This is a genomic window from Brevundimonas nasdae (assembly GCF_016654005.1).
Lineage (GTDB): Bacteria > Pseudomonadota > Alphaproteobacteria > Caulobacterales > Caulobacteraceae > Brevundimonas > Brevundimonas nasdae.
In genome coordinates, this window is record NZ_JAEPWN010000007.1 from 92,786 (window position 1) to 105,850 (window position 13,065).

Annotated in this window: 10 protein-coding genes and 1 pseudogene; 10 read left to right on the plus strand and 1 reads right to left on the minus strand. The window is 67.3% G+C overall.

What is annotated here, in order from left to right; all coding sequences use genetic code 11:
- The first annotated feature begins 1 nt into the window (after window position 1).
- The 10 genes and pseudogenes from JKF87_RS11810 to JKF87_RS11855 all read left to right on the plus strand — a co-directional run bounded on the left by JKF87_RS11810 (window position 2) and on the right by JKF87_RS11855 (window position 11,489).
- Window positions 2–841, plus strand: coding sequence for a transglutaminase family protein (locus JKF87_RS11810; RefSeq protein WP_201100098.1), 840 nt, complete (start codon window positions 2–4; stop codon window positions 839–841).
- A gap of 80 nt (window positions 842–921) precedes the next feature.
- Complete coding sequence (locus tag JKF87_RS11815; protein WP_236261343.1) at window positions 922–1,689, plus strand: peptidase; 768 nt, start codon at window positions 922–924, stop codon at window positions 1,687–1,689.
- 96 nt (window positions 1,690–1,785) lie between these two features.
- Complete coding sequence (locus JKF87_RS11820; protein WP_201100100.1) at window positions 1,786–4,086, plus strand: TonB-dependent receptor; 2,301 nt, start codon at window positions 1,786–1,788, stop codon at window positions 4,084–4,086.
- Window positions 4,087–4,161: 75 nt separating this feature from the next.
- Window positions 4,162–4,848, plus strand: a pseudogene (locus JKF87_RS11825) (Fe2+-dependent dioxygenase).
- Window positions 4,849–4,921: 73 nt separating this feature from the next.
- The gene (locus tag JKF87_RS11830; RefSeq protein ID WP_201100101.1) at window positions 4,922–6,931 is read left to right on the plus strand and encodes a TonB-dependent receptor; all 2,010 of its coding nucleotides are present in this window, start codon (window positions 4,922–4,924) and stop codon (window positions 6,929–6,931) included.
- Window positions 6,932–7,012: 81 nt separating this feature from the next.
- Complete coding sequence (locus JKF87_RS11835; protein ID WP_201100102.1) at window positions 7,013–7,690, plus strand: PepSY-associated TM helix domain-containing protein; 678 nt, start codon at window positions 7,013–7,015, stop codon at window positions 7,688–7,690.
- 12 nt (window positions 7,691–7,702) lie between these two features.
- A complete protein-coding gene (locus JKF87_RS11840; RefSeq protein WP_201100103.1) occupies window positions 7,703–8,212 on the plus strand; it encodes a DUF2271 domain-containing protein in 510 nt (169 codons plus the stop codon).
- A gap of 11 nt (window positions 8,213–8,223) precedes the next feature.
- Window positions 8,224–9,024, plus strand: a complete 801-nt coding sequence (locus JKF87_RS11845) for a DUF4198 domain-containing protein (protein WP_201100104.1) — start codon at window positions 8,224–8,226, stop codon at window positions 9,022–9,024.
- 9 nt (window positions 9,025–9,033) lie between these two features.
- The gene (locus JKF87_RS11850) at window positions 9,034–10,128 is read left to right on the plus strand and encodes an FAD:protein FMN transferase (RefSeq protein WP_201100105.1); all 1,095 of its coding nucleotides are present in this window, start codon (window positions 9,034–9,036) and stop codon (window positions 10,126–10,128) included.
- Complete coding sequence (locus JKF87_RS11855; protein ID WP_201100106.1) at window positions 10,125–11,489, plus strand: sulfite reductase subunit alpha; 1,365 nt, start codon at window positions 10,125–10,127, stop codon at window positions 11,487–11,489. The genes JKF87_RS11850 and JKF87_RS11855 overlap by 4 nt, the downstream gene beginning before the upstream one ends.
- A gap of 125 nt (window positions 11,490–11,614) precedes the next feature.
- Here the strand turns inward: JKF87_RS11855 and JKF87_RS11860 are convergent, their stop codons facing one another.
- Window positions 11,615–13,009, minus strand: a complete 1,395-nt coding sequence (locus tag JKF87_RS11860) for a UDP-N-acetylmuramate--L-alanine ligase (RefSeq protein ID WP_201100107.1) — start codon at window positions 13,007–13,009, stop codon at window positions 11,615–11,617.
- Window positions 13,010–13,065: the final 56 nt, after the last annotated feature.

Here is a 13,065-nt window from a genome sequence, read left to right on the forward strand (position 1 = left end):
CATGCGGATAAGGATCGATCACTCCACCCGCTATGGCTACGCCCGCCCGGCGCGGTTCATCGTCCAGATGCTGCGCCTGACGCCGCGTTCGTGCGAGAGCCAGCAGGTCGGCGACTGGCGGATCGAAACCGACGTGGACGCCCGTCTTCGCCGCAGCGAGGACGCCTTCGGCAACATCGTCCACAGCCTCTACACCGAGCGGCCGACGGACTCCTTGACGATCCGGGTCATGGGCGAGGTTTCGACCGTGGATACGGGCGGGGTGATCCGGGGACAGTCTGAACGCCTGTCGCCCCTGGTCTTCCTGCGTGACACGGCCCTGACCCGCGCCGACGCCGCCATCCTGGATTTCGCCCAGGCGATAGGGCAGGGCGATCCGCTGGACCGGATGCACCGCCTGATGGGCGCGCTGCACAGGGATGTGGCGTTCGAGGTCGGCTCCACCTCCGCCACGCACACCGCCGCCGAGGCCTTCGCCCAGAGACGCGGCGTCTGTCAGGACCACGCCCAGATCTTCATTTCGGCGGCGCACAGGCTGGGGGTTCCGGCTCGCTATGTCTCTGGCCACCTGAACCGTTCCGACGGCCAGCACGATCAGGACGCCGCCCACGCCTGGGCCGAAGCCTGGATCGAGGGGCTGGGCTGGGTCGGGTTCGACCCCGCCAACGGCATCTGTCCGACGGATCAGTATGTGCGGGTGGCGGTGGGGCTGGATGCGCTGGGCGCGACGCCGATCCGCGGGACCAGCTACGGCGGCGGCCAGGAAAGCCTGACGGTCGCCCTTCATGTGCGGCCTGTGCAACAGAGCCAGCAGCAACTGCAGTCCAGAGGTTGGGGTTAATAGGCAAGTCCGACGAATCTGTTAGCGTCGTCGGATTCGCATCGGGGAGCAGTCAGAGCGAAGTGACCTATTGCGTGGGTATGCTGGTTGACGAGGGATTGGCGATGATCGCCGATACTCGGACCAACGCGGGCGTGGACAACATCTCGTCCTACCGAAAGCTTCACATCTACAAGACGCCGGGCGAGCGTATTCTGGCCGTGGCGACGGCGGGCAATCTGTCGGTGACCCAGACGGCTCTGGCCATGGTCGCTGAGGGCGTGAAGCTGCCGGACGCCAATGCGCCCGAGACGCTGGAGACGGCGCCGACCCTGTTCCGCGCCGCCCAGATTCTGGGTCATGCGCTGGCGACGGTGCGGGCCACGATCAACACCCCGCCTTCGCCCACTGCCGATGCGCTGAACGTCAACGCCTCCATGCTGCTGGGCGGCCAGATCGGCGACGGCAAGATGGGGCTGTATCTGATCTATGGTCAGGGCAATTTCATCGAATGCGGCCCCGACACGCCCTTCCTCCAGATCGGAGAGTTGAAGTACGGCAAGCCGATCCTGGACCGCGCCCTGCATAACTCCACCCCCCTGTCCGAGGCGGTGAAGATCGGGCTGATCTCGTTCGATTCGACCATCCGCTCCAACCTGGCGGTGGGCGCGCCGCTGGACCTGATCGTCATCCCGCGCGGCAAACTGTCAGGGATGGAGCGTCGCATCGACGTCGATGATCCCTATTTCCGAGACCTGGGCCGCCGCTGGTCCGAAGCCCTGGCGTCCGCACACAGAGCCATGCCCGATCCGACCTGGCTGGATCTGAATGAAGAGCCTGCGTTGAGGCCGATGACGATTGTGACCTAGCTAAGACTGCGAGGTGTTCGCAATTTTGCTTGTGCGACATATTGAAGCTGTTTATTGCGACCGCATCGCAAAATCAGACCAAAAGGTCGCAGCAATATGTCCGACTCTCGCGCATCGTCTCTCCGCGCACTTCTTTTCGCCTCCAGCGCAGCCGGGATGCTGGTCGCTGCTCCGGCCGTAGCCGCCGACGCCGCTGAAGCTGGCGCGACCGTCGCGGCGGTTGAGCAGCAACAGCCCACGAACCTGGGCACCGTCGACGTCAACGGTCATGCGCAGCGCCGTGAGCCGCAGAGCTCGAAATATGTTGCGCCGCTGGTCGACACCCCGCGCGCCGTCACCGTCATTCCGCAGCAGGTCATCGAACAGATCGGCGCGACCTCGCTGCAGGACCTGCTGCGCACCTCGCCCGGCATCACCTTCGGCGCAGGCGAGGGCGGCCAGCCGCTGGCCGACCGTCCGTTCATCCGTGGTCAGGCCTCGGGCAATAACATCTTCGTCGACGGCATTCGTGACACGGGCGGCCAGCAGCGCGAAGTCTTCAACCTGGAGCAGGTCGAAGTCATCAAGGGGCCTGACTCGGTCTATTCGGGCCGTGGTTCTGGCGGCGGGTCGATCAACCTGTCGTCCAAGTCGCCCAAGCTGACCGACTTCACCAATGTCTCGCTGGGCGGAGGCACGGACTCCTACTGGCGCGGCACCATCGACCAGAACTGGCGCATCGGCGAGACGGCCGGTTTCCGCATCAACATCCTGTCGGCGTCGGGTGACGTCGCAGGCCGCAACGCCGTCGATTACGACAAGTTCGGCGTCGCCGCCGCTCTGGGTGTCGGCCTGGGCACGGACACCACCGCGACCCTCAGCTTCAACTATCTCGACAGCAACCAGATGCCTGACTACGGCATCCCGCTCTACACCAAGCGCGGCGGGGCCACGGCTCCGCGTGAGAACGCCCAGGGCGTTCTGGATGTGCCCTATGACACCTTCTACGGGCTGACGGCGCGCGATTATCTGAACAATACGGTCAAGAGCGCGACCCTGAAGCTGGAGCACCGCTTCTCGCCGAACCTGGCGATCCGCAACACCACCCGCTATTCCGAAACCCTGAACGACTATGTCGTGACCAACCCGGGCGATGGCGGCAATGCGGTTCTGGTCAACGGCGTCTGGTGGATGAAGCGCGGTCTGAAGTCGCGTTGGAACCCCGCAGACACTACGGCGAACGTCACCGAACTGTTCGGCACGTTCAACACGGGCGCCATCAAGCACAGCTTCGACGTGGGCGCCGAGTTCACGCACGAGATCAACAAGAACGCGTCGTGGACCGTCACGACCACATCGGGCTCCAGCTGCCCGACGCAGTTGCAGACGGGCGTGCCCTATGACTGCACCCTGCTTTATAATCCCAACCCCAGCGACCCGTGGACCGGGACCAAGGTTCTGGGCGCGGTGACCAAGAACTCGACCACCACCAAGTCGGTCTTCGCGTTCGACTCGATCGAGCTGACCGAGCGGTGGCTGCTGAACCTGGGCGTTCGGTGGGATGAATACGCCGTAGGCGGCGTTGACTCGACCGGGAAGCTGGTCGCCAAGAATTCCTGGGACTTCGTCAACTATCAGGCGGGTCTGGTCTATAAGCCGACGCCGAACACCAGCGTCTATGCATCCTGGGCCACGTCTTCGACGCCGCCGACCATCAGCGCGGGCGACCAGAACAACAGCGGCGGCAATGGAACCGGCAATCTGCTGACCGAAGTCCTCGACCCTGAAGACACCACCAGCTACGAGATCGGCGCCAAGGCCAGCCTGTTCCGCGATCAACTGCAGTTGAGCGTCGCCGCCTTCCATCTGACGCGAAAGAACGCCCAGATCCAGATTGACGACGGCGTCTATGCCCAGGCTGGCGAGGTCGAGGTCAAGGGTGTCGAACTGGGCGTGTCGGGCAACATCACGCCCAAGTGGCAGGTGTTCGGCGGCTACACCTTCCAGGATTCCGAACTGGTGAAGGGCGCCGTGAGCGTTCTGGCAGGCCCGCCGCGCGTCGTGGTTCCCAATCCTCTTGTCGGGCTTGAGTTGGCCAATACGCCCAAGCACAACGTCAGTCTGTTCTCGACCTACAAGGTCACCTCGCGCTTCACGGCGGGCGGCGGCGTCTATTATGTGTCGCGTTCGAACGGCGGCAATCAGGGTGGCGCAGGCGGCGGCGCCAATGGCGTCTATGCCCCGGCCTATACTCGCGTTGACGCCTTCGCTTCCTACGCCCTGACCGATCGTGCGGCCCTGCAGCTGAACGTGCAGAATGTGGGTGATGAGCGTTACATCATCCGCACCAACGGCGTTCACCATGCCGATCCGGCGCCGGGTCGTTCGGCCACCCTGGCCCTGAACCTGCGCTTCTAAAGGCCGTTTCCCCGGCCTATTCTGGACGGCCCCGTGTTCCCCGCGGGGCCGTCTTCTTTTTGAGCGAGGCTCGACGTGCTGCTCCAGATTCCTGAAGTCTTCTCCAAGGCCGAAGTGAAGGCGTTGCGCGAACGGTTGGACGCGGGGCCGTGGGTGGACGGCAATGTCACCTCGGGCCACCAGTCGGCGACGGCGAAACGGAACCAGCAACTGCCCGAGGACTCGGTGGCGGCCAAGGAGGTCTCGGCCCTGGTGGTGCAGGCGCTGAACGCCAATCCGATGTTTGTGGCGGCGGCCCTGCCGCACACCATCTTCCCCCCGCTGTTCAACCGATACGAAGGCGGCGGCGAGTTCGGGCTTCATGTCGACAACGCCATCCGCCAGTCGCGCGACGGCGGGACCGTCCGCATCCGCAGCGACCTGTCCGCGACCCTGTTCCTGTCAGAGCCGGAGGACTACGACGGCGGCGAACTGATCATCGAGGAGATGTACGGAGCCCAGTCGATCAAGCTGCCCGCAGGCGATCTGGTCCTGTATCCGTCCTAGAGCCTGCACCGGGTTACGCCTGTGACGCGCGGCGCGCGGGTGTCGTCCTTCATGTGGCTGCAGAGCCTGGTGCGCGACGACGCCGACCGCGAGACCCTGTTCCGTCTGGACATCGCAACCCAGCGGGTGGCGGTCGAAAAGGGGCCCAAGGATCAGGCCGTGATCGAACTGACTGGCGTCTATCACAACCTGCTGCGGCGCTGGTCCGAGGTGTGACCCAGGGGTCACCCTGCGGTTTTTAAGCCCAGCGCAGTGAACCGTCTGCGGGTCTGGCCTATTGTAACGCTTGATGTTGCAAGATCTCCCGCCCCCTGCGCCCGCCCAATTGTCTGAAGTCGTGGTCACGGCGGCGCGTTTGCCGCCGGCGGCCGCCGACGCCGCCTTTTCGGTGGTGCGGCTGGATCAGGCGGTGCTGGCGCGCTCGACGCGGCTGGACGAGGCGCTGCGGTCCGTGCCTGCGGTGTCGCTGTTCCGGCGCACCAGCAGTCTGGCGGCCAATCCGACCACCCAGGGGATTTCGTTGCGCGCCATCGCGCCGTCGGGGGCGGGGCGGACATTGGTGACGCTGGACGGGGTTCCGTTGAACGATCCGTTCGGGGGCTGGGTGATCTGGTCGCAGGCCGCGCCGGAGATGCTGGAGCGCGTGGACATCGTACGCGGCGCCGGGGCCGGACCCTATGGCGCGGGCGCCCTGACCGGAACCATTGCGCTGAGCGAACGCGACAGAGGCGGGGTGCTGGACGCCTCGGTGATCGAACGAGGCGGGGCGCGGCTCGCGGGTTCCGGCTCGACCATGCTGGGGGCGGTCGGGGTGACCCTGTCGGGCCTTTATGAGACCAGCAACGGCTATACGCCCGTGCGCGGATCGGCGGCGGGGGCGGCGGACACGCCGCTGGATCTGGACAGTCGCAGCGCGGCCCTGCGGGTCGATGCGCCGCTGGATGGGCTGCACCTGCACGGCGCGACCCTGTCGCTTCGGGCCGCGACCTGGGAGGAGGATCGCGGATCGGGTCTGCTGAACACCCGCGCCAACGCCAGCGGCCACAGCCTCAGCGCCACGGCGGCCAAGGCGCCTGATCCGAACGGCTACGGCTGGCGGCTGCAGGCGTGGCGGATCGACAGCAATCTGGCCAATAGTTCGGCCTCGGTCTCGGCGGATCGGTCGATCACGACCCCCGCTAACGACCAGTACAAGACCCCGGCGACCGGCTGGGGCCTGAACGCCGCCCTGCGCCGCCGCGTGGCCCAGATCGGCGGCGGGCGGCTGGAGTGGGAGGTCGGCGCGGACGCCCGTTTCAACGACGGCCAGACCCAGGAATATTACACCTATGTCGGTCAGGGCTTCACGCGCGAGCGGCTGGCGGGCGGTGAGACATCCGTGGTCGGCGCCTATGTCGATGGATCCTGGACCGGCGGGCCGTGGCTGGTCGCGGGGGGCTTGCGGCTGGATCAGTGGAAGAATGAGAACGGGTTCCGCCTGGAACGGCTGATCGCCACCGGCGTCCCCAGCGCCGACGTGAGGTTCGAGGATCGCTCGGGCGAGGTGGGCAGCGCGCGTCTGGCGGTGCGGCGACAACTGACGCCGGATGTCTCGGCTCGCGTCGCCGCCTATTCCGGGTTCCGCCCTGCGACCCTGAACGAGCTTTATCGCCCCTTCCGCGTCGGCAATGATCAGACGGTCGCCAACGCCGATCTGAAGCCGGAGGTGCTGACGGGCGTGGAGACCGGGCTGGCGTTTGACCGCGACGGCCTGACCTGGGGCGCCAGTCTGTTCTGGAACCGGATCGAGGACGCCATCGTCAATGTGACCCTGAGTGAGAACGCCTCCGGCGTGACCCGCCAGCGCCAAAACGCGGGGACGATCGACGCCTGGGGCGTGGAGCTGAATGGATCGGCGGCGCTGACGCCCGCCCTGTCGCTGAACGCCGCCGTGTCCTGGACCGACGCTGAAGTGGACGGCGGAAGCGCCGCGCCGCAACTGACGGGCCTGCGCCCCGCCCAGGCGCCGCGGTGGAGTGCGACGGCGGGGCTGGACTGGCGCGCGACCCAGCGCCTGACCCTGGCGACAGCGCTGCGCTATGAATCCGCCCGGTTCGACGACGATCTGAACAGCCGGGTTCTGGACGCCGCCTTCACCCTGGACGCGCGGGCCGAGTGGGCGGTGAACGAGCGGACCCTGCTGTGGGTGGCGGCGGATAATCTGTTCAATGAGGACGTGCAGGTGTCCCAGACGGCCAACGGCGTCGCCGGTTACGGCCCGCCACGCACCCTCAGCGCGGGCCTGCGTCTGACCTACTGACCAGCTTGGCTGCGGGGCGGCGAAGGATTTGTCGCGAGGATCGCTATTGAAAGCCGTTCGCAGCAGTGGCAGAGCCACGAGGTGACCGAACTCGCAACACAGCGTCCGCCAGAATCCGCCGTCAAGGGAGCAAAACCCAAGGCGGCGCTGAACAGCGCGCGTTCCTTCTGGCTGAAGCAGCTGCACAGCTGGCACTGGATTTCGGCGGCGGTCAGCCTGGTGGGCATGATCCTGTTTGCGGTGACCGGCATCACCCTGAACCACGCGGGCTCCATCCCCGCCACGCCGGTGACGGTGGAGCAGAAGGCGCAACTGCCCGCGCCCCTGCTGGAACGGCTGGCCGCGTTTCCCGAGGAGACGACCGATCCGGTTCCCGAGGCGGTTGCCCGCTGGGCCAAGACCGCCTTCAAGGTGGATGTGGCGGGCAAGCCGACCGAAACCACGCCGGAAGAAGTCTATGTGGCCCTGACCATTCCCGGCGGCGACGGATGGCTGACCATCGACCGTTCAACGGGCGACGCTGTGCATGAGAAGACCACCCGTGGATGGATCGCCTACCTCAACGACCTGCATAAGGGCCGCAACACCGGGGAGGTCTGGTTCTGGTTCATCGACGTCTTTGCGGTGGCCTGCACCCTCTTCGCCCTGACGGGGCTGGGCCTCATGTGGCTGCACGCCCGGGGCCGCCCGTCGACCTGGCCGCTGGCCGCGCTGGGCCTGCTCATTCCCGTCATCATCGCCCTGATCTTCATTCATTGACCGAGTAAACCGATGCGCATCCTCCCCGTTGTCATCACGACTGCTGGTCTTGCAGTCGCCGCCCCGGCCTTCGCCGCCGACCTGTCGGTGTCGGTCGAGATTCCACGCCTGAACACCGCATCCTATCACCGGCCCTATGTCGCCGTGTGGATCGAGAAGCCGGACCAGACGGCGGAACGGACCCTGGCTGTCTGGTACCAGCAGACCCGCAACAACGAAGGCGACGGCAAGGACTGGCTGAAGGACCTGCGCACCTGGTGGCGCAAGGGCGGCCGCGCGATGGCCCTGCCTGCCGACGGCGTGTCGGGCGCGACCCGTGCGCCGGGCCGCCAGACCATCACGGTCCCCGCCGCGCGCCTGAACGGCCTGCAGCCCGGCCAGTACAGCCTGGTCGTCGAGGCGGCCCGCGAACTGGGCGGGCGCGAGGTCGTGCGTGTTCCCTTCCGCTGGGGCGCGGCCAACACCGCCAACGCCGCAGGCTCAACCGAACTGGGCGCGGTCAGCGTCACCGTCTCTCGCTAAGGACTGAAACCATGAAGAAGACCATCGCCCTTCTGACCCTGGCTGCGGCCCTTGCCGCGCCGATGGCGGCTCAGGCCCACCGCGCCTGGCTGGCCCCGACCTCCACCGTTCTGTCGGGCAATGACGCCTGGGTCGGTTTCGACGGCGGATCGTCGAACCAGGTCTTCAGCGCCGACCACGCCGCCATGCGTCTGGACAATGTGGCCATCACCGCGCCTGACGGATCGGCGGTCCAGCCCGAACATGTGATGCAAGGGCAGTATCGGTCGACCTTCGACGTGCATCTGACGCAGAACGGCACCTACAAGATCGCCAATGTCTCCAGCGGCGTGAACGCCAGCTACAAGCTGAACGGCGAACAGAAGCGCTGGCGCGGCGCGGCGGCGGAGTTCCCTTCGGGCCTGCCTGCGGGCGCGACCGACGTGCAGGCGACCCGCAACGCCAGCCGCATCGAAACCTTCGTCACCCTGAACAACGCCACCAACAGCGTCTTCGCCCCGACCGGCCACGGTCTGGAACTGGTCCCGGTGACCCATCCCAATGATCTGGCCGAGGGCGAGGCGGCGACCTTCAAGCTGCTGAAGGACGGCCAGCCTGCGTCGGGCGTCGAGGTCACCGTGGCGCGCGGCGGTCAGCGTTACCGCAACGCCCCCGAAGAGATCACGACCACGACCGGCGCAGACGGCACCTTCTCGATCACCTGGCCGGTGGCGGGCCTGTACTGGCTGAACGCCTCGGTCCGCACGCCGGGCGTGGGTCAGGAGTTGGGAACGAACGCCAGCTATGTGGCGGCGCTGGAAGTCCTGCCCTAAGTCCGGGGCATGTCCGACAATCCATTCTCTCGCGGCTCGCGCGGTGCGCCGCCCGCCATCACCATCGGCGACCCGGTCCCGCTGGGGGACCGGGCCGACAATCGCGTCCTGATCCCGGTCATGGAAGGCGGCCCGCCGCGTCCGCCCAGCGACCTCATCCGCGCCCTTGACGGCCAGACCATGGGCACGACCTGGAGCGCGCGGGTCATCGCACCCCCTGGCGTGGACGAGGCGGCGCTCCGCACCGCTATCGAAGAAGAACTGGCTGCGGTCGTCGCCGTCTTCAGCCCGTGGGAGTTCAACAGCGAGATCAGTCGCTTCAACGCCGCGCCCGAAGGGACATGGGCGGTGTCCGATCCGATGTGGGCCGTGCTGAACGCAGCCATGGACCTGGGCGACGAGACGAATGGCGCGGTCGATCCGACGCTGGGCGCGTTGGTTGATCTGTGGGGCTTTGGTCCGCCCGGTCCGCGCTCGGCCCTGCTGCCCGTGCCCTCGGATGAAGAGATCGAGGCGGCGCGCAAGGTCTCGGGTTGGCAGAAACTGCGGATGCACCGCGACGCCCAGGCCGTGGTGCAGATCGGCGGGATGAAGCTGGACTTCTCCGGCATCGCCAAGGGCTATGCGGTTGACCGGGTGTCGGAGCGTCTGACGGCCCTGGGCGCGACCTCGCACCTGATCGAGATCGGCGGCGAACTGAAGGGGCGCGGCGTCAAGCCGGACGCCCAGCCCTGGTGGGTCGAGATCGAACGCATCGAGGGTTCCCCCGCGCCGCGCACGGTGGCGGCTCTGGTTGATCTGGCCGTGGCGACCAGCGGCGACTACCGCCGCGCCTTCACCCACAAGGGCCGTCTTTATCCGCATACGTTGAACGGGGCGACGGGACAGCCAGTCGACAATGGCCTGGCCTCGGTCACCGTGCTGCACGCTTCGGCCATGATGGCGGACGCCTACGCCACGGCCCTGACGGTGCTGGGGCCGGTCGATGGTCCTGAATACGCCGAGGCGATTGGGCTGGCCGCCCATTTCGTCGCGCGGACCGAGGCCGGTCTGGTCGAAAGCCTGACGCCCGCCTTCGCCGCCATGATGGATGAGGCCGGGTGACATCAGATCCGCAGCGCTGGCTGTGGGCGGTCGGGGCGGTTGTTCTCTGGCTGGCCCTGATCGCCCTGACCGTCTGGCGCCAGCGTCGGGCCAGGGCGGCGGCGCGTGCGCAATCCACGGCCATGGCGGGGGCAGGCGAAGGCCAGGCGGTGCTGGTCGCCTTCGCCAGCCAGACCGGGTTTGGCGAGGAACTGGCCTGGATGACGGCGCGGGCGCTGGGCGACGGCGGCGTGGGGGCGCGGGTCGTGTCGTTCGGCGATCTGGACGCCGAGACGCTGAAGGCGACAGACCGGGCGTTGCTGATCGTGTCGACGACGGGCGAGGGTGATCCGCCGGACAGCGCCGTGCGCTTCGTGCGCAAGATCATGGGCGCCGAGGCCGACCTGTCGAACCTGCACTTCGGTCTGCTGGCGCTGGGCGACCGGTCCTATGACGCCTTCTGCGGCTTCGGTCACGCAGTGGACGGCTGGCTGCTCCGTTCGGGCGCTCAGCCCCTGTTCGACATGGTTGAGGTCGATGACGGCGATGCGGGCGCCATCCGCCACTGGCAGCACCAGTTGAACCAGATCACCGGCAGCGTGACCGCACCCGACTGGACCCCGCCCGCCTATGATCAATGGCGACTGGTCGAGCGCGTGCTGGCCAATCCGGGCAGTCCGGGCGGAGAAGCGCATCATCTGGCGTTCGAGCCTGTCGGGACCCTGCCCGACTGGGCCGCTGGCGACATAGCCGAAATCGGCCTGCCGCCGCGTGACGGCATAACGCCCGGTTCGCGCGAATACTCCATCGCCTCCCTGCCGTCGGACGGCCGGGTCGAGTTCCTGATCCGCCTGATGCGCCATGCCGACGGGACGCCGGGGCTGGCCTCGGGCTGGCTGACGCAGGACCTGAAGGTCGGCGACGTCATCGACATGCGGCTGCGCGCCAACCGCAGCTTCCACGGCCCGTCGGACGAAACCCCGATGATCCTGATCGGCAACGGCACCGGGATCGCGGGCCTGCGCGCGCATCTGAAGGCCAGGTCGGCGGCGGGCGGCGCCTGGTTGCTGTTCGGCGAGCGGACGCAGGCGCACGACGCCTTCTTCGATGCAGAGCTTCAGGCCTGGCTGACGTCAGGCGTCCTGACCCGGCTGGACCGGTCCTTCTCACGCGACGCAGGCGATGGCCGGTATGTGCAGGCCCTGGTGACGGCGGCGTCTGACGACCTGCGGGCATGGGTCTCGCGCGGCGCGGTCATCTATGTCTGCGGCAGCCTGGAGGGCATGGCGTCGGGCGTTCATGCCGCGCTGGAACAGGCGTTGGGCGCTGAGGTACTGCTGCAGATGCTGGAAGACGGGCGCTATCGGCGCGACGTGTATTGAGTCCCAAAAACCCGTCATCCTAGGCCCTGTGCCTAGGATCCATACGCTCCGTCGATGAAGGTGAGACACGGTCGCCATCGGGAGTATGGATCCTCGCCACAAGGGCGAGGATGACGACTTAAAAGTCAGCCCAGGCGCCCCAGCAGTTCCGCCGCGAAGGTGGACAGGGTGTCGTCGCGGGCGCCCATGACGATGATGCGGTCGCCGGGTTGGGCTAGTTCCAAAATACGCTCGCCACAGGCGGCGCGGTCGGGCAGGGCCTCGGCGTTGCGGCCGGCGGCGCGGACGCCCGAGGCGATGTCCTGCGACCCCACGCTGCGGTCGGTGGTGCCGCCGTAATAGACGGGCTCCGGCATCAGCAGCACGTCGTCCGGGCGCATCAGACCAGCGAAGCCTTCGATGAACTCGTCCTTCATCAGCTTCAGCGGGCCGAAGCCGTGGGGCTGGAACAGGATCAGCAGGCGGCCATCGAAGGCGTGCAGGGTCTTCAGGGTGGCGGCGATCTTGTCCGGGTTATGGGCGAAATCGTCGATGACGGTGACGCCGCCCGCCGTGCCGACCACCTCCATGCGGCGGCGGATGCCTGCAAATGTCGCCAGGGCCGCGACCGCCTCGCCCACCGGCACGCCCAGAGCCTTGACCGCGCCCAGCGCCGCCAGGGCGTTGGCGACATTGTGGGCGCCTGGAACGTTCAGGACGGCGTCATATTCGCTCCAGCCCGCGATCAGGCGGAACTTCATTCCGGTGGGCAGGGGCTGCAGGTCGTGGGCGGACAGGTCGGCCTGTTCTTCGCCCAGCGCGAAGGTGATCGCCTTGCCCGCAGACAGCATCTGGGCCAGGGCGGCCGTCTCGGGGTTGTCCAGGTTCAGCACCGCCGTCTGGGCCCGGTCGACGAAGCCGCCGAACAGGTCCCGAAGCTCCTCCATCGACTTGTGATCCAGCGAGATGTTGGAGACGACGGCGACGGTGGGATTGTAGCGGGCGATGGAGCCGTCGCTTTCGTCCACCTCGGCGGCGAACAGATCAGGGCCGCCGATCAGGGCGCTGGCGAAGGGGTGGTCGGCGTCGGCGAAATTCTTCATCACCGCGCCGTTGACGACGGTCGGGTTGCGGCCCGTCTGGTGCAGGATCCAGGCGATCATGCCGGTGATGGTGGATTTGCCGCTGGTCCCTGCGACGCCGATCGAGGTCGGGGCGGCGTTGAACAACTGGCTGAGCAGTTCGGGGCGGGTCTGGATGCGGGCGCCCGCGCGTCTGGCGGCGCCGATGTCGGGCACCGTCTCCTCGATGGCGCCGGTGGCGATGACCTGCTGGCTGGCGCGGGTGACGCCCGATCCGTCCTGCGGGTGCAGGGTCACGCCGTGGGCGCGCAGCCAGTCGAACTTCTCGGGCGTGCGGCCCTGATCCCGCGCCCGGTCGGAGCCTTCGATGGGGAAGCCCTGCGCCTGGACGATCATGGCCAGAGGCAGCATCCCGGACCCGCCGATGCCGCAGAAGAAGTAGGAGACGGTGTCGGTCATGGTGCGATAGGAATGCCATCGGCGCCCGACGGCGGCGCCTGGAAGCTCAAATGAAT

Coding starts and splice junctions, on each gene's coding strand:
- JKF87_RS11820 (WP_201100100.1), top strand. CDS start 1,786: ATGTCCGACTCTCGCGCATCGTCTCTCCGCGCACTTCTTTTCGCCTCC.
- JKF87_RS11840 (WP_201100103.1), top strand. CDS start 7,703: ATGCGCATCCTCCCCGTTGTCATCACGACTGCTGGTCTTGCAGTCGCC.
- JKF87_RS11815 (WP_236261343.1), top strand. CDS start 922: ATGCTGGTTGACGAGGGATTGGCGATGATCGCCGATACTCGGACCAAC.
- JKF87_RS11850 (WP_201100105.1), top strand. CDS start 9,034: ATGTCCGACAATCCATTCTCTCGCGGCTCGCGCGGTGCGCCGCCCGCC.
- JKF87_RS11860 (WP_201100107.1), bottom strand. CDS start 13,009: ATGACCGACACCGTCTCCTACTTCTTCTGCGGCATCGGCGGGTCCGGG.
- JKF87_RS11830 (WP_201100101.1), top strand. CDS start 4,922: ATGTTGCAAGATCTCCCGCCCCCTGCGCCCGCCCAATTGTCTGAAGTC.
- JKF87_RS11810 (WP_201100098.1), top strand. CDS start 2: ATGCGGATAAGGATCGATCACTCCACCCGCTATGGCTACGCCCGCCCG.
- JKF87_RS11845 (WP_201100104.1), top strand. CDS start 8,224: ATGAAGAAGACCATCGCCCTTCTGACCCTGGCTGCGGCCCTTGCCGCG.